Source organism: Pseudomonas syringae (genome assembly GCF_023278085.1).
Taxonomy (GTDB): Bacteria; Pseudomonadota; Gammaproteobacteria; order Pseudomonadales; family Pseudomonadaceae; genus Aquipseudomonas; species Aquipseudomonas syringae_Q.
The window spans coordinates 2,492,159-2,517,213 of sequence record NZ_CP066265.1 but is presented as its reverse complement, the minus strand read 5'-3'; the positions used below and the strand labels follow the sequence as shown (position 1 = coordinate 2,517,213).

The following is a 25,055-nucleotide window of genomic DNA, read 5'->3' as shown; positions in this document are numbered from 1 at the left end:
CGTTAGCCGATCAACTGCATGCAATGTGGCAGGTACTGTCAAAATGGCATGACCGATTTCGGCACCAGCGCGCCGGGGTGCTGGATCACTACAGCGGCCAGGCGGTGCCCGGCTTCGGCAGCCTGTCGCGGGTGCTCACCCCTCAGCCGGGCGGCCAGATAGGCCGCGCTGAACGAGTCGCCTGCCGCCGTGGTGTCGACGATGTGCTCGACCTTCTGCGGCGCTATCTCGAAGCGTTCGCCGCCTGCTTCTATCAGGCAACTCTGCGCACCCCGCTTGACGACGACCTCACCAATGCCGCGTTGCCGATAAGCTTTCAACAATTGCTCGCTGTCGGCGTAACCGTACAGTGCCTGTTCGTCGTCTTCGGTCAGCAGCGCCAGATCCACGTGCGGCAAAAAGGCCTGATAGGCGTCGCGCGCCTGCTCGACACTGGCCCACAGCCGGGGGCGATAATTGTTGTCGAACGCAACCTTCACTCCGCGCGCCCTGGCCCGACCCAGTGTCTCCAGCAACCGCGCACGGCCTTGCTCGCCGAGGACGGCCAGGGTGATACCGCTGAAATACAGCACGTCGTAACTGGCCAGTGCCGAGAGGATCGGCTCGGCAGCAGGCGTCATGAAGCAGTCACGCACCGCAGCCTCGTTGCGCCAGTAGAGAAAACGCCGCTCGCCGTTGGCATCGGTCTGGATGCAGTAAAGCCCCGGCAGGCGACCGGGCAAGCGCTGCACCTTACCCAGCCCGATGCCCTCATCGGCCCAGGCCCGGCACATGGCGTCGCTGAAGCTGTCGTCACCCAGCGCAGTCACGTAATCCACCTGGGCCCGATCACCGAGCAGGCGGGACAGATAGACGGCGGTATTCAGCGTGTCGCCGCCGAAGCTCTGACGCAGGCTGCCGTCAGCATGTTGCTGCAATTCGATCATGCACTCGCCGATCAGGGCGACGCGTGGAAGGCTCATGGGGCGATACTCCTTCGAATACTTGAACTAGAAAAACGTGCTGAAGGGCTCGATCACTTTTAAATCATCATCCACCAGACAACCTGAACGCCACTTGTCGAAGGTCAGACACGGGTGCGAGGTGCCGAAGGAAACAATATCGCCGACCTGCAATTGGCTACCGGGCGCGACCGTCATGAAGGCGTGCTGGTCCATGACGGCCGTGACCTTGCAGGCGCTGACGTCATCGCCCGAGGCAGACAAAGCGCCCGCCTTGTAGCGCAGCAGCGGGTTGGGCAGGCCGGCGTCATAGGCCACATCGCGCTTACCCATGGCGATCACGGCAAAACCCGGCTCAGGCAGGGACTGCACGTGCGCCCAGACCTCCAGCGCCGGACGCAGCGCTTCGCTCAGCTCGGCACGTCGATCCAGCACGCAGCATTGCGCATCCTTGTAGATGCCGTGGTCGTGTACCACGTAACTGCCAGGCCGCAAGACGCTGAGGAAGCGCTCGCGAACTGCCTGAGCATCGAACGCTTCGGCGATCAGGTCATACCAGGCCGAGCCAGAGGCCGTCACAATCGGCCGCTGCAGAGCAAATGCGCCCTTGTCCTGCAAGTCGACCGCCAGGCGTACCAGCGAGGCGGCAAAGGCCTTGATGCCCTCGATGGCGTGCTCACCATGAATAACCCCTTCGTAACCCTCGATACCGGTCAGTGCCAGCGCCGGCTGGGCCTGAACGGCGTCGGCCAGCGCCAGCACCTGCGCTTCGCTACGACAGCCACAGCGGCCACCGGGCACGCCATATTCGATCATCACGTTCAAGCGCAGCCCACGGGCGGCAAAGAACTCGCCGAGTGCAGCAACGTTGTCCGGGTGGTCGACCATGCAATGAAACTCGAACATCGAATCAGCCAGCAGGTCAGCGATCAGCGCCATGTTTGGCGCGCCGACCAACTGATTGGCCATCAACACACGCTTTACGCCATGCGCATACGCGGCCTGAGTCTGCACGGCGGTCGCCAGGGTCATGCCCCAGGCACCCGCGTCCAATTGGCGGTGAAACAGCGCGGGGACCATGCTGGTCTTGCCGTGCGGTGCCAGCTCCGCACCGCTGTCGGTCACAAAACGCTGCATCCAGCGAATGTTGTGCTCCAGCGCCTGATTGTGGATGACCAGCGCAGGCAGGCTGACGTCGCGGGTCAGACTGTCACCCGGCTGTGCAGTGCCTTTTTGCATGACGGCGATGCTCATCGGTAATCTCCTGGTTATTCGTTGATTCGGCGAGCCAGGCCGTTGGCGCTGTCGATCAGCACCCGGCGGTAGTCGCTGTAATGGGTTTTGGCATCGGCCCGTGGCGCGACGATGCACAGCGTGGCGATGCACTGGCCGTGCTCGTTCTTCACGGGGGCGGCGAAACAGTGGGTGAAGGTGTCGGCCACGCTGTCGAAGGAGAAGAAGCCCTCCTCCCCGGCCTTGCGAATTTCCCGCAGGAACGTCTCCAGCGGCAGGCGCTCGCCGCCCGGCAGGATGAAGTCGTCGGCGTCGATCAGGTCAATGATTTGCTGATCGCTCAGGTGGCTGAGCAGCAGTCGACCGGAGGCTGTCCAGGGGATCGGGGCGTTCTCGCCGATGTCCGAGGAAATCCGGAAATGCCGCTCACCTTCTTTCATCAGCGCAACCGTGTATTTGCGGCCATTGAGCAGACACATCTGCGCGGTTTCCCGCGTCTGGCTGACGATATCGCACAGGCAGGCTTCCGCCTCGCGGGTGAAATCGAAGTGCCGCAGGTGCGCCTGGCCCAGAAAATACAGCTGTCGGCCCAGGTAGACATGCCCGTCCTTGCCGACCGTTTCCAGAATCCGCCGCTCCAGCAACGACGCCACCAGCTCGTAAACAGTCGATTTGGGGCTGCCGATCCCGCTGGCAATTTCGTTGGGACGCATAGGCCTGGCCTTTTCCTTGAGAAAATCCAGAATATCGAACGCCCGGTCCAGCCCACGTGCCCGGCGCTTGATTATGTCTTCCGTCATGAGGGGATCCTTTGGATAGTTGCAGGCCTCAAGCCTCAAGCCTCAAGCTTCAAGCTTCAAGCTTCAAGCTTCAAGCTTCAAGCTTCAAGCTAAGAGCTAAGAGCTAAGAGCTAAGAGCTAAGAGCCTGATTTGATCTGACTTGTAGCTTGTAGCTTGTAGCTTGTAGCTTGTAGCTTGTAGCTTGCAGCTTGTAGCTTGTAGCTTGAAACTTGCAGCTGCTACTTCCGCTTATAAGCTATGCAGTCGATTTCGACCTTGCAGTCGACCATCATGCTGGCCTGCACGCAAGCCCGCGCCGGGGCGTGTTCGGGGCTGAAGTATTCGCCGAACACCTTGTTGAAGCTCCAGAAGTCGCGTGGGTCTTCCAGCCATACGCCGACGCGAACCACGTCCTTGATGTCGTACCCGGCCTCTTCGAGAATCGCGATCAGGTTGCGCATGGTCTGGTGCGTTTGCTCGACGATACCGCCAACGATGATCTCACCGTCCTGCGCAGGGACCTGACCGGAAACGTGCAGCCAGCCATCGGCCTCGACTGCTCGGGCGAATGGGCGCGGCTGGCCGCCACCTGCGGTGCTGCCTGCGCCATAACGAGTAATAGTCATGAGTTTCTCCTTGTATTGAAACGTTGAAAGTATGGAAACGTTAAAAGCGGATGTTCTTGAGGAATTCGCTCAGGCGTGCTGACTTTGGCTGCTCGAACAGGGTTTTCGGTGCGCCCTGCTCTTCGATGCGGCCTTGATTCATGAACACGATCTGATCGGAGACCTCATAGGCAAAACGCATCTCGTGGGTCACCAGCAGCATGGTCATGCCCTCCTCGGCCAGGTCCTTGATCACGCTCAGCACCTCTCCCACCAGCTCCGGGTCCAGTGCCGAGGTCACTTCGTCGAACAGCATCAGGCTGGGGTTCATGGCAATGGCGCGGGCAATCGCTACGCGCTGCTGCTGACCGCCAGACAACTGGCCGGGGAAGTGATTGCGCCGCTCCAGCAGCCCGACCCGGTCCAGCCACTTTTCGGCCAGGGCAATCGCCTGATCCTTGGGCATCTTCTTGACCTTGAGCAGGCCCAGGGTCACGTTCTGCAAGGCGCTGAGGTGCGGAAACAGATTGAATTGCTGAAACGCCATGCCGGTCATGGCACGGTGCTGCGCGATCAGACGCTCCGGATGGCGGACGCGTTTGCCGTCTACGTCGCTGTAGCCGATGTCCTGACCTTCAAGGCGAATGTGACCGCCCTGAAACTCCTCCAGCAGGTTGACGCAACGCAACAAGGTGGTCTTGCCCGAGCCGCTGGAACCGATCAGGGTAACAACGTTGCCTTTCTGCATGCGCAGATCGACGCCTTTGAGCACTTCCACTTCGCCGTAGGATTTATGCAGGCCCTCAATGCTGAGCAGCGCCGGGCCGGGGGTTGCGGTGTGAGTCTGTGTCATGGCAAGGCCACCCGTTTTTCGATGTGTCGCCCAAGAAGCTCGATGGCGTAGTTGATGAGGAAGAACAGGAAACCTGCAAACAGGTAGAACTCCAGCGTCATGAAGGTGCGAGCGATCACCTGCTGGGTACTCAGCAGCAACTCGGCGACGCCGATCACCGACAACAGGGTCGATGCCTTGACGATTTCGGTCGAGGAATTGACCCAGGTCGGCAGGATCTGGCGCATCGCCTGAGGCAGCAGCACATACCGCAGCGTCTGGTTGAAGCGCAGGCCAATCGCCTTGCTGGCCTCGACCTGACCTCGCGGAATGGCTTGCAAGGCACCGCGCACGATCTCTGCGACGTGAGAGCCGCAAAACAGCGTCAGGCCTATCGCACCCGCCTGAAACGCGCTGATCTGCCAGCCTAGCGCCGGCACCATATAGAAGACCGCCAGCACCAGCACGAACACTGGCGTGCCGCGAATCAGGTCGACATACAGCCGAACCGGCAAGCGGGCGAAGAATCCGCCATAGGTCAGGGTCAGACCGGCGTACATGCCGATCAGGGTGCCGAACAGAATCGCCAGCGCCGAGCACTGGATGCTGGTCAGAAAGCCGGACCAGAGCACTTCACGCGCGGTCCACAACTCGTGCAACCAGCCAGGGGGTTGATACATGAGAGCCTCCTAGCGGCGAATCGCCAGACGTTGTTCGAGGGCGCGCAAAAGCATGGCGATCACGTAGCAGGCAACCACGTACAGCGCAGTGGTCACCAGCCAGGTTTCGATCACCCGATAGCTTTCGACGTTGATCTTGCGTGCGTAATAGGTCAGCTCCGGTACGGCAATCGCGGCCGCCAGCGAGGTGTCCTTGAACAGCGATATGAAGTTGTTGGAGAGCGCTGGCAACACATTGCGCAACATGACCGGCACGATGATGTAAGCCCTCACCTGCCATTCACCCAGGCCAATGGCCAGACCCGCTTCGCGCTGTCCCTTGTGGATACTCAGCAGCCCCGCGCGGAACACTTCGGTCAGATAAGCACCTGCGTACAGCGACAGGGTCACGATAAACGAGGCCAGCTTGTCCAGACGAATGCCCAACCCGGGCAAGGCAAAGTAGATCAGCAGGATCAACACCAGAATCGGCGTGTTGCGCACCACCGTCACGTAGATCGACGCCACCACTCGTAGCGCCCGGTAACGTGACAGCAGTGCGAAAGCGTTCATCAAACCGATGACACAACCGATGGCAATCGAGAACAACGCCAGCTCCAGACCAAGGCCCAGACCGGCCAGCAGGTTGGGAAAGTCCCGCCACACGGCATCAAAATTCAACTGATAGTTCATGTTCGCCCGTACCTGGCAGGGATGGCCCATCGGCCTGCCCTGCCCTTGAAGGTCAAATTCGGCTTATTTGTATTCCATCGGGAAACCGATCGCTGGCACCGGCAGGTCCACGCCGAACCATTGCTTGAACGACGCTGCGTAGGCCGGGAACTCAACACCGGTCATGGCCTCATGCAAGGCGGTGTTGACGAAGTTCAGCCAGTCCTGATCGCCACGCTTGACGGCGCAAGCGTAGGTTTGCGGGCTCCAGGCAAAGGCCGGTGAGCGGTAGCGGCCAGGGTTCTGCACCATCAGGTATTTGACCGAAGACTGGTCGGTGGCGGCCGTATCGGCGCGGCCTGAGTTAATGGCCTGATACATCAGATCAACGCTGTCGTACTGATCGACCTTGGCCTTGGGCAGCGCTTGATGGACCAACTCCTCGGCGTATACGTTTTGCAGAACGGCGACCGTTACGCCATCGCCTGCAGCTTTCAGGTCATCGATTTCCTTGTACTTGCTGTTCGCGGGCAGCAGCAAGGCAACCCCTTCGCGGTAGTACGGCAGCGTGAAAGCTACCTGTTGCGCGCGGCTGGCAGTGACGGTGATGAACTGGCAACTGATGTCGACCTTGTCAGTCAGCAGATTGGGAATCCTGGCGTCCGAGGACTGCACCACGAACTCGACCTTGCTCGGGTCATTGAACAGCCCCTTGGCAATGATTCTGCCGATGTCGATATCGAAGCCCTGCAATTTCCCGTCCGCACCCTGAAAGTGCCACGGCGCGTTGGTGCTGCCTGTGCCGACGATCAGGTTGCCACGTTTCAACACCGCATCCAGTTTGCTGCCTTCGGCCGCCTGCGCCGCATTGGCCAGCGTGAATGAGGCTGCAAGAACAAATGCACAAGCTTTCAGAAAAGAAGGTCCGCGATGCATGACATAAACTCCGCCGAGGTATTCGTTATTCCGCTATAGCGGACACTGGTATGTAACAACGGAATAGACAGCAGAAAGTGTGCCACAGGCTTCAAGCAGAAGACACCACATGAAAAAGCCGAGGCAAATCAACAGGCTGGAATTTGGGGGTTATCGCAGGAAAATGAAGGCAGAGGCTGGAGGTAACGCTACCGATTGACACACTCGAGTGGTAAGGCCCCACTCTTGTGCGAATGCGCTGTTATCGGGCGTGGGGTATCAACGTCCATGAGCCCGGAGCCCGGAGCGCGAGCGCAAAATGCCTGACTCTCGCGCTACTCTGCGTTGGTGTGCATCCATGAAGCTCTGCGTGACAAATCCAAGCCGCGCAGCGCCTCAAGAGCGTCCAGAACGGCATTCCCACGCTGGAGCGTAGGAACGAGAGGTGTCAGGGCGAAAGCCTCTCGATCCCTTGCTTATGCGCTACCGGAGGGACAAAAGTCCTGATAACGGAGCCCACAAAGCGTGGGGACAAGAATCAAAGGCAGGTAGCAACCGCCGCCGATCGCAAGGCGGCCTGGGTATCGCCTTGCGGAGCGTAGAACTCAACGGTGGTGGTCGGGCCTTTGCCGCGCACGTCGGCGAAGTACTTCGATTCGGTGGTGAACACGGTGAAGCCGCCGCCGGACAAGTCATGCAGGAACACGTCCGAAGAAGTGCCGAACATGGCTTCGTTCTGCCAGGTCACCTGGATGCACTGGGCAACGGCAGCGTCCTGCTTGGCGCTGGACAGCACCTTTGAAGGCCCTGCCGAGCGCGCCGAAGCGGAAGGCGCTGCGCACCCGGCCAATGTAGCGGCCGCAACTAACGCTGCACCCGTCAAAAAGAGAAACTTCATGTCATGCCCACGCGGATAAAAAGCGGATTCTAGCATTGCACGCCGTATCAGCTCTCCGCCAATTGCTCTTCGTATTCCTTCACGTACTCCCCCGCCAGGCTTTCTTTCTGCTTGTCGTCGAGCAGCTTGCCGGCCATCTGGAAGAACTTCTGCTCTTCTTCCTTTAGGTGGTGATGGACTTTTTCCGAGAGTTTTTTCGCAGTCGCCAGCCAGGCCGGGCTGGACATTTCGGTCTCGTCGAGCTCTTCCATCATCTCGTCCATTTCATGGTGCTCGGAAATGGCATGCCGGCTAAGGTCGACGCCATTGTCGTGGGCCATCAGCGGAATATAGAAGAAACGCTCTTCAGCGGTCTCGTGAGCTTGCAGTTCGTCTTTGAGCTGTTTGTAGGCCTCTGCCCGTTCGGCACTGTCGCCGCTGGTCTGGATCAGCGCATCGGCATAACCACGTTGACGATCATGACTCTCGCGCAATGCTTCAAAAATATTCAAGGTCTTGTCTCCAGGTCGGCTTCCGGGAGCTGGAAGCATTGTGGACTAGACCCTTGGCGAAGATCAGCAGTTCCAGAAAATGCTGGCAAATAACCACCGCACGGCAATGAAGTGCTCAGGCAAGCTCGAAAAGCACATCCTGAGCGCCCTCCCACAGCGTTTTCACGCCCAGCTTGCGCAGGTTCTCCTTGCCTTCGGTGATGGTCAGGAAGTGATTGCCCGCCAACTGCCCCATCTTGCTGGCAAAGCAGCACGAGCCATAGGCCAGGATAATCTCGGTCTCGCTGTAACCGCCCGGATAGAAAAGAATATCGCCCACCGAAGGATGGCTGGTCGCGTTCTCGAAACCGATCAACGTGTCATCCAGCTTCAGTTGATAATCATCCAGCGGCACCCAGCAACCTTCGCCGCTCCAGCGCACATGGATGAACTTCTGCCGATAAGGCAGCAATTTCAAAAACGCCTCGACGGTCTGCGGCGCATCCGGATTGGCTTCGGCCAGAAATTCATATCCGCCGGCGGTAATTTTAATAGTGGTCAACGCGAGTGCTCCTTGAAAGCCTCAAGACTTGAAACGGCGAGCAAGAATAAACGTGACCGTCGTGCGTCGTCACGGAGTTCCGTTGCGGCCATACAACAGGTAACCGGGCCGGTTGCTCAGACGTTGGTAATAAGCACTTACCGCAGGCAACTGGGGAGGGTCCATTGGCGTCTCGAACCAGCGATTGACCGACAGTCCGATCGGGATATCTGCCAGAGAAAAAGACTCGCCGCAGACATAAGCACCTGTTGTTTCGAGCTGTCGATTCAATATCTGCATATGCCTGGCCCAATTGGCGCATGAAGCCGCCGTTGCTACAGGGTCGTTGAAATCAGCTGCCCGGCGCGTCAGCGACATGAACGCGTAGGCCCAGGATCGATTGAGGTCAGCACTTTGCCAGTCTATCCACTGATCAACGTGCGCCCTCGCCTTCGGATCATGCGGATAAAGATTCCCTTCAGCGTCATGACAGGCAGCCAGATAGCGAATGATACTGTTGGACTCCCAGAGCACGAAACCATCATCAACGATGACCGGAACCATTGCATTCGGGTTGAGCGCCACAAACTCAGCGGTATCTGTCGGCTTGAAGCCGCTGCCCCACTCTTCCTGATCGAACGGTATCTTCAGCTCCTCACACACCCAGAGCACTTTCCGTACATTGATCGAAGATGACTTGCCCAATATGCGCAGCATTTCAGCGTCCTTTGCAAACTAACGTTTTATCCGACCGAGCGATTCAACACCTTGGCAAACAAGCTGTTGCCATGCGTTTCACCCTGAAATTCGTAGCGGGGAAAACCTTTCACCTCATAACCTTCGCGCGGGTAGAAACTTAAAGCGCGCTCATTGCCAGACCAGACGGTTGCCCACAACAGTGATGCCTGCCTGCGGGTGGCGCATTGTTCGGCAGCTTCGAGTAATTGGCGCCCGGCGCCACGTCCGGTGAAGCGTTCCTGCACGTAAAGGCGTTGCAGTTCGGCGGCGTTTGAATCGCACAGGATAGGGTGATCCGTGCGCAGCTCGACTTGTGCGAAGCCGATCAGGTGGTCGCGTACTTCGGCAACGATAATAGTGAGGTTTGCCGGTTCGGCGAGTAACTGTGCAAACGTATGAGGGGCAAACGCCTCAAGGGCTTCGCGGGCGATAGACTCACGAATACCTTGCGTCGCATAAGTGTCAAGGAACACCTGCATGCCGAGTGCGCTCAGGCACAACGCGTCGTCAGGCGTTGCGTGGCGTAACGTGATTGCCAGTGAAGAAGGTGTGGTCATCAATCCGTTGAATCCGAGTGTCAGGTAAGCGAGACGCAAATCATACCTGACACTCGGTGCGGCCCGACACCGCGTCGGGCCGCACCATCAGTGCTGCCTTAGCGCCCGGTCATGAGCGACTGCAGCCGACCCTGTGCCTGCTGGGCATTTTTGCCCTGATCATTCAGTTCTTGCAGCAGCTTGTTGAGTTCGGTCTGCACGACCGGGTCCTTGACAGTAATTGCGGAACCGGAAATATCAATCTGCGACTTGTGTGCTTCTATGTAATCGGCCACTTTCAGACCTGTGGAAAAAGTACCTTTGATCTGCGGCAACACTTCGCGAAAGGTATTCGCAGGCACGCTGACAGTCCTGTCATAGGCCTTGTCATAAACCACTTTCAAATCGTCCGGCTGTTTCAGCTTCGCGTGCGCAGCATCTGCCTTGCCTTGTTCTACGGTCAGTTCTTCACCCACCTTATCAAGACCGGTCTGCACTGCCGCGAGATCACCACGACGCTGCACGACATCGCTCACCGAGTGAAACGAGCCCTTCTGCATCAGGCTGCTCAACGGCTGCACGGCAGTATCCATGCCCGCGCCAAAATCAGAGATCACCGCGTAATGCGAAGTGTAATCACCGAATGCCTTCTTTTCGTCTTCCGTCAACTTGGGAACGTGCAGGCCTGGTTTGTCGATGATGCGGGTTTGCAGGAACTGAGTGAACGCTGCACGTTGCTCGGGCTCCTTGTCGCCACAGCCAGCCAGTAACAAGGGTAAGGCGACCGCCAACAGCAAACCTGGACGAAAAAGGGACTTCATGTCATGGACCTCCGAGATCATAAGAATGCGTGTTCAGAGCAACAACGGCGCTGAACACAAGCCTGCTTATAGTCACGTGACGCGATCATCTAGTTCCGCGATGGCTATGAGCATGTGGCGAATAACCCCTGAAACAACGTTTTTAATCGCCAGCCAAATGATTGTTTTCCAGCAGATTCGCGGTTGCAGCGCGAATACCGAAGATGAGTGAGCGTCCACGAACGTGCGGCCCTAGTGAAAGTTCCTTAACAATTCTTCATGAGATGAAACGTTTCAGCGACTAACCTCAATCGGACCGACAAAGTGAACAACAGGAGTCAATCACTATGTTTGCACACGAGGCCATGGGCCTGATCCTTATCACCATCGTCTTTCTGCTTGGAGCGATCGCGATGTTCATTCACCCGTTCCATGCATTGGGTAACTGGTTCAGGAAACGAAAGCAAAAACGAGGACGTGATTAGTATTGCGCTGGACAGAAGCTGAATGAGGTGTGCTTGCCCAGACGATCAATCGGCCTCTGTCCATTGCCTGCCGGAAGCGCCCGATTTGATGCCGGAGCCGCTACCCGAAGGACAGCAGCGCCCTTTCACCTGCTACAGCCCCCGCTTTCTTGACCAGGATCGCTGTCAATCCGACAGACCCACCATGTCACTGCCGCCCGACCTATGCGACAATGCGCGCCAATGTCTGGCGTGAACCCCCACATTCATCTCCCGGCAACGCAGTCACGGCAGACTGCCGTTGCTGTCGACGCATGCCCGCTGGATAAGCTGAAGCTCAGCCGGAACGGGCTGGAAAACGACAGATGTGGCCCAGAATCGGTCCCAGCCCAAATAAGCGCACCATAAGCTATTGATAGGTAAAGTAATTGATCTCCACAGCTAACATCACGATGCAGTTCGGCGCCAAACCCTTGTTCGAGAACGTCTCGGTCAAGTTTGCTGCCGGTAACCGTTACGGCCTGATCGGCGCGAACGGCTGCGGGAAGTCCACGTTCATGAAAATCCTCGGCGGCGATCTCGAACCTTCGGGTGGCCAGGTGATGCTGGAGCCGAACGTGCGTCTGGGCAAGCTGCGCCAGGATCAGTTCGCCTATGAAGAATTCACCGTGCTCGACACGGTGATCATGGGCCACGAGGAGCTGTGGAAGGTCAAGGCCGAGCGCGACCGTATCTACTCGCTGCCGGAAATGAGCGAAGACGACGGCATGGCAGTCGCCGAGCTGGAAACCGAATTCGCCGAAATGGACGGTTACACCGCCGAGTCGCGTGCCGGTGAATTGCTGCTCGGCCTGGGTATCGGCATCGAGCAGCACACCGGACCGATGAGCGAAGTGTCGCCGGGCTGGAAACTGCGTGTTCTGCTGGCGCAGGCGCTGTTCTCCGACCCTGAAGTGCTGTTGCTCGACGAACCGACCAACCACCTGGATATCAACACCATTCGCTGGCTGGAAAACATTCTGACCCAGCGTAACAGCCTGATGATCATCATCTCCCACGACCGTCACTTCCTGAACAGCGTGTGCACCCACATGGCTGACCTGGACTACGGCGAGTTGCGTCTGTTCCCGGGCAACTACGACGAGTACATGACCGTGGCCACGCAGTCCCGCGAACAACTGCTGTCGGACAACGCCAAGAAAAAGGCGCAGATTTCCGAACTGCAATCGTTCGTCAGCCGTTTCTCGGCCAACGCCTCGAAAGCCAAACAGGCCACGTCCCGTGCCAAGGCGATCGACAAGATCCAGCTGGCCGAGGTCAAGCCTTCGAGCCGCGTGAGCCCGTTCATTCGTTTCGAGCAAACCAAGAAGCTGCATCGTCAGGCGGTCATCGTCGAGCGCATGGCAAAAGGCTTCGACGGCAAGACCCTGTTCAAGGACTTCAGCTTTCAGGTTGAAGCAGGCGAACGCGTTGCGATCATCGGCCCGAACGGTATCGGCAAGACCACCCTGCTGCGTACGCTGGTCAACGAACTGACCCCGGATGCCGGCACCGTGAAGTGGACCGACGCTGCGGAGCTGGGCTACTACGCCCAGGATCACGCTCACGACTTCGAAGACGACTGCAATCTGTTCGACTGGATGGGCCAGTGGACGCAGGGCGGCGAGCAAGTGGTGCGAGGCACCCTGGGCCGCATGCTGTTCTCCAACGACGAAATCCTCAAGTCGGTCAAAGTGATTTCCGGTGGTGAACAGGGTCGCATGCTGTTCGGCAAGCTGATTCTGCAGAAGCCGAACGTGCTGATCATGGACGAACCGACCAACCACCTGGACATGGAATCCATTGAAGCGCTGAACCTGGCGCTGGAAAACTATCCGGGAACGCTGATCTTCGTCAGCCATGACCGGGAATTCGTATCCTCGCTGGCCACCCGCATCATCGAACTCAGCCCGAGTGGCGTGATCGACTTCAGCGGTACTTACGACGACTACCTGCGTAGCCAGGGCGTTACGTTCTAAGCATTCCTGACTTTCCGGTAACGCTGAAAAGCCCTGTCTCGTGACAGGGCTTTTTGTTTACCGACTGTTTTAGGAGCCTGGCTGACTCAGCATTTCGATCCACAGCGCGCCCTTCCCCGCTGGCGCCTCGCTGACTCGCTGCAAGGCACCGTTCGACCCGATGGCGTAGCTGCCGACCTTGTCGCTTTTCTCTCCACTGACCAGCAGCCAGCGCCCATTGGGCGACACGGCGATATTGCGCGGCTGTTTTTCCTGAACCGGGTAGTTTTCAACGAACGTCACCTTGCCGCTGGCCGGTTGTACCTTGAATACCGAGACACTGCTGCTGGTTCGCTCGCTGACAAACAGCCATTTGCCATCCGGTGCAATGCGTATGTCGGCGGCCCAGATGCGCGGCGTCGGGTCATCCTTGAGGTCGTTGTTACGCGCATCGCGCGCCTGTCCGGGGGCCAGCTTCAAGCGCGCTGGAATGCCATCGGCATGGCTCACCTGCGTCAGCGCGCCAGTCTTGTCGTTGATCGCGAAGGCGGTCACTGTGCCGCTCATTTCACCCACCACGTACAGAAACTTTCCATCCGCCGAGAACGCCAGGTGGCGCGGCCCGGTGTTGTCAGGAAGCATCACGTAGCCTTCGCCGATGGGCACCAGCTTGCCGTCCTTGGGCTCAAGGCGATATTGCAGGACGCGATCAACGCCAAGGTTTCCCGCGTATACGAAGCGGTTGCTGGGGTCTGTGCGCACCGAATGCGCATGCATGCCGGTCTTGTAAGTGGCAATGCTGTCGCTGGGGCGGTGCTGCGCATCGATCGGCTGAACGCTGAGCAGATCGGCACCGTAGGACGCACCGAACAGAAAGCGCCCACTGCGATCAGTCGACAGATAGGCCAGGCTTTCGGCGAGCGGCGCCTGACTGAGCGGTTTGAGATGCCCGGTCCCCGGTTCGATCGTATAGGTCAGTACTTGATAGGGTTTGGCGCGTAATGCGGCGAACAAAGCCTTGCCGTCCGGGGAAATCGCCATCGGGTTCACCTGATCACCTGCCTGGGTCTGTTCGACCAGGCTGAGCGCCCCGCTCTTCTCGTCAAGACGGTACTGTGAGATGAGCCCGTCTGCGGGACTGGAGATGTAAGCAAAGGTAGACGCCTGAACAGGCAGACCAAACGAGCAGCCGACTGCAGCGGCCAGCAACAGGATTTTTCTCATGAGAGACCTTTTTGTTATTGTGTTGTAGTCAGTCATCCTATGACCATCCCTACAGATCGGCAACTACTGGCTGATCACCCTGATAAAACCGTTAGCCTGCTTTCATTTATTCACGGCGCAAGCCATCATGGCGGCACTCCCACCGCCTGCCAGCGAAGAGTCCAATGCCTGCCGCGCAACCTGGTTCCACGACGATTACTCTGCAAATTGTCTCCATTGTTTTCTATACCTTCATCGCCTTCCTGTGCATCGGCTTGCCTATTGCCGTATTGCCCGGCTACGTGCATGACCAGTTAGGCTTCAGCCCGCTGATTGCCGGGATGGCCATCGCAACGCAGTACCTTGCGACCCTGCTGAGCCGGCCTTTTGCAGGCAGGGCGACGGATACGCTGGGCAGCAAACGCTCTATTGTGTTCGGCTTGTGGGGCATCTGCATCAGTGGCGCGCTGACCTTGCTGGCGACGCTGCTTGAGGTGTTTCCCGCAACCAGCCTGTCGATCCTGATCGTGGCCCGGCTGTTTCTCGGTGTATCCCAAGGACTCATCGGCGTTGGCACCATCAATTGGTGCATCGGCAAGGTCGGTGCGGAACACACCGCCCGCTCGATCTCCTGGAACGGCATTGCCTCCTACGGTGCGATCGCCATCGGCGCACCGATGGGCGTGCTGGTCATTGATGCGGTGGGCTTCAACAGCCTGGGCGTCGCCTTGATGGTCATGGCTGGTGCAGCGCTGGTCCTGATCCGCAACAAGCCTGCGGTGCCAGTCATCGTCGGCGAACGCCTGCCGTACTGGTCGGTATTCGGCCGGATCGCGCCCTATGGCATGGGCCTGACTTTATCCTCCATCGGCTATGGCACGCTGACCACGTTCATCACGCTCTTCTACCTGAGCCGTGGCTGGGAAGGCGCGGCGTATTGCCTGAGCATGTTTGGCGTATGCTTTATCCTCGCGCGCCTGATGTTCATCGGCGCCATCAACCGTTTTGGCGGCTACAGCACCGCTATCGTGTGCATAGCCGTCGAAACCTGTGGGCTGTTGATGCTCTGGCTTGCGCCGAATATCGGCTTTGCATTGGCGGGTGCCGGGCTGACCGGGCTGGGCCTGTCGCTGGTGTACCCGGCGCTGGGCGTGGAAGCCATCAAACGCGTACCGACGCCCAGTCGTGGCGCCGGCCTGAGTGCCTATGCAGTGTTCTTCGATCTGGCATTGGCCATTGCAGGCCCGGTGATGGGAGCCATCGCCCTTGGTCAGGGCTATGACTGGATCTTCTTTTACGCGTCTCTGCTGTCGATCTGTGCGCTGGGGCTCGCGCTGTGGCTGTCCCGTCGATCTGCGACAGCGTCAGCAATACCAGCGTCCTGAATGTTGGCCCCGGAAGCGGTGACGTTTGATCGCGTACAGCAGGTCATGACCGAGCGTCAATCAACGACGGACAGTTTCGGCGAGGGGATGGTGGCGAAGATTGGCAGTGACACGAGTCTGTACCGGGAAGTGAGCTACAGCCGCGACCTGCACAGTAACGATCAGACCGGAACAAGCGCCAGCCTGGGAGTCAGGCTGGCGTGGTAACGCGGTGGCAGGTGTGGCTTACGCCTCAGCTGCCTTTTTTGGCTTGAGAATCAACACGGCCAACGGCGGCAGGTTGAGGCTCAGCGAGGCTGGCATTCCATGCGCCTCATCGACTTGGGCAATCACCTCTCCGCCATTGCCGAAGTTAGAACCGGCATAGGTTTCAGCGTCGCTGTTGAGCAACTCGACCCATGCCCCTTCACGTGGCGCACCAATCCGATAATTCAGGCGTGGGACCGGGGTCATGTTGGCCACCACCAGCAGCGGCTCGCCGTCCTGGCTCCAGCGCAGGTAAGCGAACACGCTGTTAGCGTTATCGTCGCCGATCAGCCACTGGAAGCCGCGAGGGTCGGTGTCCAGTTCGTGCAGCGCCTTTTCTTCGCGATAGATACGGTTGAGGTCACTGACCAGCTTCTTGACGCCGACATGGTCAGCGTACTGCAGCAAGTACCAGTCAAGCTGCTGATCGTGGTTCCACTCTCGCCACTGACCGAACTCGCAGCCCATGAACAGCAGCTTCTTGCCCGGATGGGTCCACATGAAGGACAGGTAAGCGCGCAAGTTGGCAAACTTCTGCCAGCGATCGCCCGGCATTTTGTCGATCAGCGAGTGCTTGCCGTGAACCACTTCATCGTGGGAGATCGGCAGCACAAAGCGTTCGGAATACGCATACACCAGGCTGAAACTCAATTCGCCGTGGTGGTGCTCACGGTGAATCGGGTCCTGCTCCATGTAACGCAGCGAATCATTCATCCAGCCCATGTTCCACTTGTAGTTGAAGCCGAGCCCGCCCTGCTGGGTCGACTCGCTGACGCCAGGCCAGGCCGTCGACTCCTCGGCAATCACCATGGTGCCCGGTGCTTCCAGCGCGACCACATCATTGAGATGGCGCAGGAAGTCGATGGCTTCCAGGTTCTCGCGGCCGCCAAAACGGTTCGGCACCCACTCGCCTGCCTTGCGCGAATAATCGCGATAAAGCATCGAAGCTACCGCATCCACACGCAGGCCATCGATGTGGTAGTGCTTCAGCCAGTGCAGCGCCGAGGCCAGCATGAACCCGTGAACTTCGGTACGGCCGAGGTTGTAGATCAGCGTGTCCCAGTCCTGATGGAAGCCTTCCTTGGGGTCGGCGTATTCATACAGCGCCGTGCCGTCGAACTGCGCCAGACCATGGGTATCGGTCGGGAAATGCGCAGGCACCCAGTCGAGGATGACGCCGATGTCTGCCTGGTGACACGCGTCGACGAAGGCTGCGAAATCCTCAGGCGACCCGTAACGTGCGGTCGGTGCGAACTGGGCGAGCAACTGATAACCCCATGAACCACCGAACGGGTGTTCCATGATCGGCATCAGCTCAATGTGCGTGAAGCCCATTTCCTTGACGTAGGGAATCAGACGATCCGCCAGCTCACGCCAGTTGAACTGCCGCCATTGACCCTCGTCGTTCTGCTCCATCTGCCACGAGCCAGCGTGCAGCTCGTAGATCGACAGCGGCGCGGAGACCTCGTGACGCCCGGCACGCGATTGCAGCCAGTTCTCGTCGTGCCATTCGAACTGCAACGGCGCGGAGATTTTCGAAGCGGTGTCTGGCGGCAATGTAGTCGCCAGCGCCATCGGATCACTTTTCAGCGGCAGAATGCCATGCGGGCCGAGGATCTCGTACTTGTAGACCTCACCGGGTTGCAGGCGCGGGACGAAGATTTCCCATACGCCTGTGGGATGCCTCAGGCGCATCGGATGGCGACGGCCATCCCAGTTGTTAAAACTGCCGACCACGGACACACGCCGTGCATTCGGCGCCCAGACCGCGAAGCGCACGCCATCGACACCGTCGACGCTGGTCACTTGCGCGCCAAGGCAGCTGCTCAGGTCACGGTGGTTGCCTTCGGCGAACAGGTACAGGTCCATCTCGCCCAGCAGCGCACCGAAGCTGTAAGGGTCCTCGGTGATCTGCTCGCCACCGGCCCAGTTGATCTTGAACAGATAGGGCTGCGGCTGCTCGATATGACCGACGAAAAAGCCCGGCACGTCACTCATTTCCATTGCGCCCAGCTCGCGGCCATCGTCTCTGGCCAGCAGGCGGACACTCAAGGCACCGGGCAGGTAGGCGCGGACAAACTGCCCGCTGCCACCGTCGCCGTGCGGGCCGAGGATCGAAAACGGGTCACGATGTTCAGCGCGGATCAGCGCATCCAGATCCACAGCAGCGGGTATCGCTTGGCGGCCCGTGCCGGCTTTGTCAGGCGCATTCATATTGGCTCTCCATCAGACGATTGCAGCAATCCACGCAAGCCCTGCAAAGGTACCGCCAGCCAGGCTGGCCGGTTCTCGGCTTCGTAGATCACTTCATAAGCAGCTTTTTCAAGGGTGAACAGTTCCAGTGCAGCGTCCTCCCCTTTTGCATCTTTCCAGGCGTGGGCCATTTCAGCCGTTGCCGAACGATAGCCTTCGATGAAGGCTGCACGAGCCTGCGACAAGTACGTCTCGGCGACGCGCTTGCGGGCCGCCGCAGCCTCTGGCGAGGTGTCGACGCTTTGCGCACTGCGCACAGCCATCGCGGCAGCGTAGTCGAACGAGCGCAGCACGCCGCTGACGTCCTTGAACGGGCTGTGCTTGGCACGCCGTTCTTCAAGCGCGCGGGCCGGTTCACCCTCGAAATCGATCAGGTAGGCATCGCCCTTGACCACCAGCACCTGCCCCAGGTGCAGGTCACCGTGTACACGAATCCGCAGGCCGCCCGCAGAACGCTTGGCGAGGCTGTCGACCCGCTGACGGATTTGCTTGCGATGCGCCAGCAAATCACTGACCAGTTGCTGATCCTCTTTATCGAGATCGCCCTTGCGCTGCTCCAGCAGCTGCAACGCACGCTCCAACTGAGCGTTGACGCTGGTCGCAGACGCCTTGCCGTCCGCCACGCTGGTGACCTCGACGGCAAAATCCGGGTTATCGGTCCGTGCCGCGAGGATCTGGTGCATTTCACCGAGTCGCTGGCCCAGGCTGCGCGAGAAGTCCGCCAGTTCAAGCAGCGCGTTGTAATGCTGCTCCTGGCCGGAAAAACCGTGCGCCAACTCGTCGCGCACCGCACGTTCGAGGTTGTTCTGCGTCCATTCCCAGGCATCGCCCTGATTACTCAGATAGCCTTGGGCGATCATCAGCAGATTCGGCTTGCCGTCATTGCCGACCCGCACCAGCGAACCGAGCAACGGCGAAATGTTCTTGAAGCCGGCCTGAGTCAGGAACGCGCCCATCTCCAGCTCCGGGTGCGTCCCGGCGCTGACCTTGCGGATCAGCTTGAGCACCAGGCTGCTGCCCACCACGACCGAACTGTTGGACTGCTCGGCAGAGAGATAACGCACTTCCGATTCATCGTTGAGGCCCAGCGGTGCGAGCTGCGAGCTTTGCTCGAAACGCAGCTCGCCATCGGCGCACGGAATCACGGTCTGCGACTGCATGCCCTTTATCACGGCGCGGATGAAGGTTTCCAGCGTGAAGCCATCGGTAATCAGGCCGACATCGCGACTGCGGCGAACTCTGGCGAGCGCCAGTTGTTGCGGCAATGCGCTGCTGATGTCGTCTTCGGCCAGCAAGCCGAAGGGCAACTGATAACGCTCGGTCTGGCCGTCTGCAGTGACTTCGATTTCGCTGAGCAAGACCGGATGTGTCTCGTCGCCAAAGCGGACCGCGTAAGCGATGTGGACCTTCTCGATAGGCTTGTCCTTGCCGCCGAACCAACGACGTTTCGGCAAGTAAGTCGCCAGCGAGGTATTTTCCATGGTGCCGCGCAACGGTTCGTCGAGCAGTTCTTCAAGATGCTTCTTGAGCACCAGAGTCGGAAAGTCCGGCATGCTTTGCGCGGGTTCAACGTGCCAACTGGGCATTTGATTCTCCGAAGCCAATAGAAACCAATAAAAACCATACGGCGGGAGCGTTAGCAGGTAGCTCAGCTGGCCGATGGGCGGAAAGGCACTGCCGCCGAGCATCTCTACCGGAACAGTGCCCGAATACGCCGACAATTCAAGTTCGGCAGCCTGAGCCGCGCTGGACACGTTGGCCACACACAAAACAATCTCATTGTGGCCGTCAGGCGCGGTATATTCACGGGTGTAGGCAAGAATCCGCCGGTTCGACGGTGAAAGCATTTTCAGCGTGCCGCGACCGAAAGCCTTTTGCTGTTTACGCACCGCCAGCATGCGTCGGTTCCAGTTCAGCAGCGAATGCGGGTCGCGCTCCTGACTCTCGACGTTGACCGACTGAAAACCGTACAACGGGTCCATGATCGGCGGCAGCACCAGGCTGGCCGGGTCGGCGCGCGAGAAGCCGCCGTTGCGGTCGATGGACCACTGCATTGGGGTACGTACACCGTCCCGGTCGCCCAGGTAGATGTTGTCGCCCATGCCGATTTCATCGCCGTAATACAGGGTCGGTGTGCCCGGCATCGACAGCAGCATGCTGTTGAGCAGTTCGACGCGACGACGGTCACGGGCCACCAGCGGCGCCAGACGGCGGCGAATCCCTAGGTTGATCCGCGCACGGCGGTCGGCCGCGTAATAATTCCACAGGTAATCGCGCTCACGATCCGTGACCATTTCCAGGGTCAGTTCATCGTGGTTACGCAGGAAAATCGCCCATTGGCAGTTTTCCGGAATTTCCGGGGTCTGCCGCAGAATGTCGGTAATCGGAAAGCGGTCTTCCTGCGCCAGCGCCATGTACATGCGTGGCATCAGCGGGAAGTGAAAGGCCATGTGACATTCGTCACCGTCTGGCCCCTTGCTGTCACCGAAGTACAGCTGCGTGTCCTCTGGCCATTGATTGGCTTCGGCCAGCAGCATGCGGTCCGGGTAATTCGCGTCGATCTCGGCACGAATACGTTTGAGCACCTGATGGGTTTCCGGCAGGTTCTCGTTGTTGGTGCCATCGCGCTCGATCAGGTACGGAATGGCGTCCAGACGCAGCCCATCGATGCCCAGATCCAGCCAGAAACGCATCACTTCCAGGACCGCTTCCAGCACATGCGGGTTGTCGAAGTTCAGGTCTGGCTGATGAGAATAGAAGCGGTGCCAGAAATACTGGCCCGCGACCGGGTCCCAGGTCCAGTTGGAGGTTTCGGTGTCGAGGAAGATGATGCGCGTGCCGTCATACTTCTGATCGGTGTCCGACCAGACATAGAAGTCCCGAGCCTTGGAGCCAGGTTTGGCATTGCGCGCTTTCTGAAACCACGGGTGCTGGTCGGAGGTGTGATTGATGACCAGCTCGCTGATCACCCGCAAGCCGCGCTTGTGAGCCTGAGCAATAAAACGCTTGGCATCGGCCATGGTGCCGTAATCGGTATGCACATCGCGGTATTCCGAGATGTCATAGCCATCATCCCGACGAGGCGAGGGATAAAACGGCAACAGCCAGATGGTGTTGACGCCCAGCGCGGCAATGTAATCGAGCTTCTCGATCAACCCCGCAAAGTCGCCGATGCCGTCGTTGTTGGCATCGAAGAACGACTTCACGTGAACCTGATAGATCACCGCATCCTTGTACCAGAGCGGGTCTTTGATAAATGTCGCTTCACCGGGTTTCTTAGCCATTGCTGACTCCTTGGGAGTGTTATTGCGCGGCCTGGATACGCCAGATTCCAAACGGTTGCGACGGGTCGAGACGCGTATGCTGGTACTTGCCGTACCAGGTCCAGCGGTGCCCGGTCATCAGGTCTTCGCCCGAAGTCGCGGCGTCGTCCGGCAGGCCCATCTCCCAAAGCGGCAATTCAAAATCCGCTTCCTGTGCGTTGTGAGGATCGAGATTGATAGCAACCAGAATGAAGTTGCTTCCATCTGCGCTGCGTTTGCCGAAGTACAGAATGTTGTCGTTCCACGCGGTGTACAGCTTCAGCCCCAGGTGCGTCTGCAAGGCAGGGTTCTGTCTGCGAATACGATTGAGCTGGGCAATTTCAGCAATGATGTTGCCGGGCGCCGTGAAGTCGCGCACGCGGATCTCATACTTCTCCGAGTCCAGGTACTCTTCCTTGCCCGGAATCGGCGCCGCTTCGCACAGCTCGAAACCTGAATACATGCCCCACAGGCCAGAGCCCATGGTCGCCAGCGCCGCACGGATCAGAAAGCCCGGCCGTCCCGATTCGTGCAGGAAGCGCGGATTGATGTCCGGCGTGTTGACGAAGAAGTTCGGGCGATAGCAATCGCGCCATGGCACTTCGTTAAGCTCGGTGAAATATTCAGACAGCTCGGCCTTGGTGTTACGCCATGTGAAATAGGTGTAACTCTGGGTGTAACCCACCTTGCCCAGACGCGCCATCATCGCTGGCTTGGTGAAAGCTTCAGCGAGGAACATCACTTCCGGGTGCTGACTGCGCACTTCACCGATCATCCACTGCCAGAACGGCAGCGGTTTGGTGTGCGGGTTATCGACGCGGAAAATCTTCACGCCTTCCTTGACCCAGCCCAGCACGATGTCCCGCAGTTCCAGCCACAGGCCCGGAATGGCATCCGGCGCGTAGAAATCGACGTTGACGATGTCCTGATACTTTTTCGGCGGGTTTTCCGCATAGCGGATGGTGCCGTCCGGACGCCACGAGAACCAGCCCGGATGCTGCTTGAGCCACGGATGATCCTGCGAGCACTGAATCGCGAAATCGAGTGCGATTTCCAAGCCATGGTCGGCAGCGGCTTTCACCAGATTGCGGAAGTCTTCAAGACTGCCCAACTGCGGGTGAATGGCTTCATGGCCGCCATCTTCGCTGCCGATTGCGTATGGACTGCCCGGATCATCCTGGCCAGCCGTCAACGAGTTGTTCGGGCCCTTGCGGTGCGCACGACCAATAGGATGGATTGGCGGGAAATACAACACGTCGAAACCCATGTCGCGAATCATCGGCAAGCGCGAATGAACGTCGTTGAACGTGCCGTGGCGTGCCTTGTCATCGGTGATCGAGCGAGGAAACAACTCGTACCAGCTGGCAAACTGCGCCAGTTCACGCTCGACATCCAGCGGGTATTCCAGGCTGCGACTGAGGAACGCATGATTATCAGCCTGTTTCATCAGGCTCACGGTATCGCTGTGCAGCAGCAGCGCGACCTGTTCGGTGCCGTCGGACCGGCCAAACCGCTCCAGCAGGCTTTCGATCTGCTGACGCTGCTCGTCCTGACTGCGTTCGGCAGCCTTGGTCAGATGAATACGGCCTTCTTCAAGCTCCAGATCGATGGGCACACCTGCCGCGAACTTTTTTTCCAGTTCATAGCAGTAGCTGCCAAATTGATCGATCCAGGCTTCAAGTTGAAACACGTAGCGGCTGACAGAGGTCGGGGTGAACTCACCGACCCAACTGTCGTTGCCCAACTCGTGCAACGGCGCGACCTGCCAGACCTCTTCATCGGCAGCGCGCCAGCGCACATTGACGGCCATCTTGTCGTGGCCGTCCGCGTAGACCTTGCTGGTGACTGTAACCGGTTGCCCGATGATCGCCTTGGCCGCAAACATCCCACCATCTATCACAGGCAACGTGTCTTCGATCACGATGCGTGGCAGCTGTAGCGCCTGGGTCAGCGACAAGGGTTGGGTCGGGTGCGGTACATCGGTGGCCAGGGAATCCGGACCGTATGGCTGTTCATTCATCGAGCATCACTCCTCACGCCCCAGGGACGCTCCTGTGCATTCCATGCAATGGAAAAATTGACGGTATGGCAGCGCACGACCACAGAGCCCCGAGGGCTCGTCTGTTCCGCTGCCTAGATTCCGAGCAGACATCAGGGTGAAAGTTCAAAGGTTTTATGACGGCTTGCGAAGCGGATCAGAGCATAGCTCAGCCGGAAATGTTTGAGTTGACCACGCAGGACTGTTCTCAGACGTACGCAGGAATTGTCGCTTGACGAGCCTTTGCTGCAAGGACTAGAGGCACTACGGCACACTGATTCAGAGGCATGGATTAGCCGGGTAATCGGAACGGAGATGCACCTTGATTCTGAAGCGCTGCAATTATGAAATATTGAATTTCAAAGTAGGTAGCGATGAAGCAAAGCGCTTCGATTTTGGTAGTGATCTGTTGGCAGCGGAGGCGGCTGACGCCACAAATCAATTGAATCATCGCAAAAGCAGAGAGGTCGAACGCAGTGCCAACAAGGAGGCTGAAACCATGAACCTGCCCATTCCGCCTGTAGCTCCTGATCCGAATATCGACAATCCGGTACTGCCCGGGACACCGCCCAGACCCGATAACGAACCACCACCGACAATGCCGCCGGTTATCGATCCGCCTGAGGAAAACCCGCCAGTGGGTGACCCACCGGCCGAAGAGCCTCCCGTGGTGGTCTGACCGCGCGCTGACCTGACGCTGAAGCTATCCGTGTCGCAGCTGGATACCCTCAGCGTCCTCCCGCCACATCAATGAACGTTCCGGTCGCATAAGACGCCTGATCCGACAGCAACCAGATGATGGCCTCGGCGACTTCCTCCGGAGTGCCGCCACGGCCCATGGGCAGTGCGCCTTCGAGTTTGCTGACGCGGAGCGGATCGCCGCTCAGGGCATGAAAGTCGGTAAAAATGAAGCCCGGCCTTACGGCATTGACGCGAATGCCCTCCCCGGCCACTTCCCTGGAAAGCCCGATGGTGAAGGTGTCCAGCGCGCCCTTGGAGGCTGCGTAGTCGACGTACTCACCCGCCGAACCGAGGCGCGCCGCCAGCGACGACACGTTGACGATGCTGCCGCCGTGACCACCATGTCGCGGTAACATGCGCAGCAGCGCGTGCTTACTGCACAGCATGGGCCCGACCACGTTGTTCATCATCATCTTGAGCATGCGAAATTCCGACATGTCCTCGACTCTTGAGGCCTGTGCCAGTGTCCCTGCATTGTTGACCAGATGCGTGACACGCCCAAGCTCGGAGTCGACTCTGGCGAACAGACGGATGATTTCGTCCTCGTTGCTCACATCGGCCTGCATCGTGATGGCATGCGCACCCTGCGCCCGGACCTGTGCGGCAGTCTTTTCCGCCGAGGCACGGTCGGACATGTAGTTGATGCAGATCCGGTAACCATGTTTGGCAGCCAGACGCGCCGTCGCTGCGCCGATCCCGCGCGAACCGCCGGTGATGATGAGGACTTTTTCCATGTTCAGTCTCGTAAATGTTTCCGGAAGTCGGCAATCAGTCGGGCCTGACACCCGCAGGGCGGCCAGAGGTGA

23 protein-coding genes are annotated in these 25,055 nt (G+C 58.9%); 4 read left to right on the top strand and 19 right to left on the bottom strand.

Going from position 1 to position 25,055, the window contains the following annotated elements:
- Window positions 1–38: 38 nt before the first annotated feature.
- The 14 genes from I9H07_RS11255 to I9H07_RS11190 form a co-directional block, all read right to left on the bottom strand.
- The gene (locus I9H07_RS11255) at window positions 39–962 is read right to left on the bottom strand and encodes a sugar kinase (RefSeq protein ID WP_236533909.1); all 924 of its coding nucleotides are present in this window, start codon (window positions 960–962) and stop codon (window positions 39–41) included.
- 27 nt (window positions 963–989) lie between these two features.
- Window positions 990–2,195 carry an amino acid deaminase gene (locus I9H07_RS11250; RefSeq protein WP_236533908.1) on the bottom strand — a complete coding sequence of 402 codons (1,206 nt, stop codon included), beginning with the start codon at window positions 2,193–2,195 and terminating at the stop codon, window positions 990–992.
- Window positions 2,196–2,209: 14 nt separating this feature from the next.
- Window positions 2,210–2,974 carry an IclR family transcriptional regulator gene (locus I9H07_RS11245; protein ID WP_024673247.1) on the bottom strand — a complete coding sequence of 255 codons (765 nt, stop codon included), beginning with the start codon at window positions 2,972–2,974 and terminating at the stop codon, window positions 2,210–2,212.
- Window positions 2,975–3,193: 219 nt separating this feature from the next.
- A complete protein-coding gene (locus tag I9H07_RS11240) occupies window positions 3,194–3,580 on the bottom strand; it encodes a RidA family protein (protein ID WP_005892869.1) in 387 nt (128 codons plus the stop codon).
- A gap of 40 nt (window positions 3,581–3,620) precedes the next feature.
- The gene (locus I9H07_RS11235; protein ID WP_058824532.1) at window positions 3,621–4,412 is read right to left on the bottom strand and encodes an amino acid ABC transporter ATP-binding protein; all 792 of its coding nucleotides are present in this window, start codon (window positions 4,410–4,412) and stop codon (window positions 3,621–3,623) included.
- Window positions 4,409–5,071, bottom strand: coding sequence for an amino acid ABC transporter permease (locus I9H07_RS11230; RefSeq protein WP_236424575.1), 663 nt, complete (start codon window positions 5,069–5,071; stop codon window positions 4,409–4,411). Before I9H07_RS11230 ends, I9H07_RS11235 begins: the two co-directional genes overlap by 4 nt.
- A gap of 9 nt (window positions 5,072–5,080) precedes the next feature.
- Complete coding sequence (locus I9H07_RS11225) at window positions 5,081–5,743, bottom strand: amino acid ABC transporter permease (protein ID WP_024673244.1); 663 nt, start codon at window positions 5,741–5,743, stop codon at window positions 5,081–5,083.
- Window positions 5,744–5,806: 63 nt separating this feature from the next.
- Window positions 5,807–6,658: a transporter substrate-binding domain-containing protein gene (locus I9H07_RS11220; RefSeq protein ID WP_024646991.1), complete on the bottom strand. Its 852-nt coding sequence runs from the start codon at window positions 6,656–6,658 to the stop codon at window positions 5,807–5,809.
- Window positions 6,659–7,175: 517 nt separating this feature from the next.
- Window positions 7,176–7,535 (bottom strand): 2-oxoacid ferredoxin oxidoreductase, encoded by a 360-nt coding sequence (locus I9H07_RS11215; protein WP_236424573.1) that lies wholly within the window; start codon window positions 7,533–7,535, stop codon window positions 7,176–7,178.
- Window positions 7,536–7,582: 47 nt separating this feature from the next.
- Window positions 7,583–8,026 carry a hemerythrin domain-containing protein gene (locus I9H07_RS11210; protein ID WP_024673242.1) on the bottom strand — a complete coding sequence of 148 codons (444 nt, stop codon included), beginning with the start codon at window positions 8,024–8,026 and terminating at the stop codon, window positions 7,583–7,585.
- A gap of 115 nt (window positions 8,027–8,141) precedes the next feature.
- Window positions 8,142–8,567 (bottom strand): DUF3830 family protein, encoded by a 426-nt coding sequence (locus I9H07_RS11205; RefSeq protein ID WP_024673241.1) that lies wholly within the window; start codon window positions 8,565–8,567, stop codon window positions 8,142–8,144.
- Window positions 8,568–8,636: 69 nt separating this feature from the next.
- Window positions 8,637–9,263, bottom strand: a complete 627-nt coding sequence (locus tag I9H07_RS11200) for a glutathione S-transferase family protein (protein WP_024673240.1) — start codon at window positions 9,261–9,263, stop codon at window positions 8,637–8,639.
- A gap of 26 nt (window positions 9,264–9,289) precedes the next feature.
- A complete protein-coding gene (locus I9H07_RS11195) occupies window positions 9,290–9,841 on the bottom strand; it encodes a GNAT family N-acetyltransferase (protein WP_058390895.1) in 552 nt (183 codons plus the stop codon).
- A gap of 98 nt (window positions 9,842–9,939) precedes the next feature.
- Window positions 9,940–10,641 (bottom strand): DUF3053 domain-containing protein, encoded by a 702-nt coding sequence (locus tag I9H07_RS11190; RefSeq protein WP_058390894.1) that lies wholly within the window; start codon window positions 10,639–10,641, stop codon window positions 9,940–9,942.
- Between the two features lie 871 nt (window positions 10,642–11,512).
- On the opposite strand from I9H07_RS11190, the gene I9H07_RS11185 reads away from it, so the two are divergent.
- Window positions 11,513–13,102: an ABC-F family ATPase gene (locus tag I9H07_RS11185; protein WP_024673237.1), complete on the top strand. Its 1,590-nt coding sequence runs from the start codon at window positions 11,513–11,515 to the stop codon at window positions 13,100–13,102.
- Between the two features lie 69 nt (window positions 13,103–13,171).
- Here I9H07_RS11185 and I9H07_RS11180 read toward each other — a convergent pair whose 3' ends face one another.
- Window positions 13,172–14,305 carry a lactonase family protein gene (locus I9H07_RS11180; RefSeq protein ID WP_058824533.1) on the bottom strand — a complete coding sequence of 378 codons (1,134 nt, stop codon included), beginning with the start codon at window positions 14,303–14,305 and terminating at the stop codon, window positions 13,172–13,174.
- Between the two features lie 164 nt (window positions 14,306–14,469).
- Here I9H07_RS11180 and I9H07_RS11175 point away from each other — a divergent pair, with 164 nt between their 5' ends.
- Together I9H07_RS11175 and I9H07_RS11170 are read left to right on the top strand one after the other, a co-directional pair.
- Window positions 14,470–15,669, top strand: coding sequence for an MFS transporter (locus I9H07_RS11175; RefSeq protein WP_058824534.1), 1,200 nt, complete (start codon window positions 14,470–14,472; stop codon window positions 15,667–15,669).
- A complete protein-coding gene (locus I9H07_RS11170; protein WP_024673234.1) occupies window positions 15,670–15,876 on the top strand; it encodes a hypothetical protein in 207 nt (68 codons plus the stop codon).
- Between the two features lie 18 nt (window positions 15,877–15,894).
- Here the strand turns inward: I9H07_RS11170 and glgB are convergent, their stop codons facing one another.
- Genes glgB through I9H07_RS11155 form a run of 3 tightly spaced genes read right to left on the bottom strand, consistent with a single transcriptional unit; the run spans window position 15,895 to window position 23,490 of the window.
- On the bottom strand, window positions 15,895–18,129 hold the full coding sequence (glgB, locus tag I9H07_RS11165; protein ID WP_024673233.1) for a 1,4-alpha-glucan branching protein GlgB: 2,235 nt from the start codon (window positions 18,127–18,129) through the stop codon (window positions 15,895–15,897).
- On the bottom strand, window positions 18,126–21,452 hold the full coding sequence (gene treS / locus I9H07_RS11160; RefSeq protein WP_024673232.1) for a maltose alpha-D-glucosyltransferase: 3,327 nt from the start codon (window positions 21,450–21,452) through the stop codon (window positions 18,126–18,128). Before treS ends, glgB begins: the two co-directional genes overlap by 4 nt.
- Before the next feature lie 19 nt (window positions 21,453–21,471).
- Window positions 21,472–23,490: an alpha-1,4-glucan--maltose-1-phosphate maltosyltransferase gene (locus I9H07_RS11155; RefSeq protein WP_236425879.1), complete on the bottom strand. Its 2,019-nt coding sequence runs from the start codon at window positions 23,488–23,490 to the stop codon at window positions 21,472–21,474.
- Between the two features lie 340 nt (window positions 23,491–23,830).
- On the opposite strand from I9H07_RS11155, the gene I9H07_RS25025 reads away from it, so the two are divergent.
- Window positions 23,831–24,187, top strand: coding sequence for a hypothetical protein (locus tag I9H07_RS25025; RefSeq protein ID WP_419204047.1), 357 nt, complete (start codon window positions 23,831–23,833; stop codon window positions 24,185–24,187).
- 49 nt (window positions 24,188–24,236) lie between these two features.
- Here I9H07_RS25025 and I9H07_RS11145 read toward each other — a convergent pair whose 3' ends face one another.
- Window positions 24,237–24,983, bottom strand: coding sequence for an SDR family oxidoreductase (locus I9H07_RS11145; RefSeq protein WP_024673229.1), 747 nt, complete (start codon window positions 24,981–24,983; stop codon window positions 24,237–24,239).
- Window positions 24,984–25,055 lie beyond the last annotated feature (72 nt).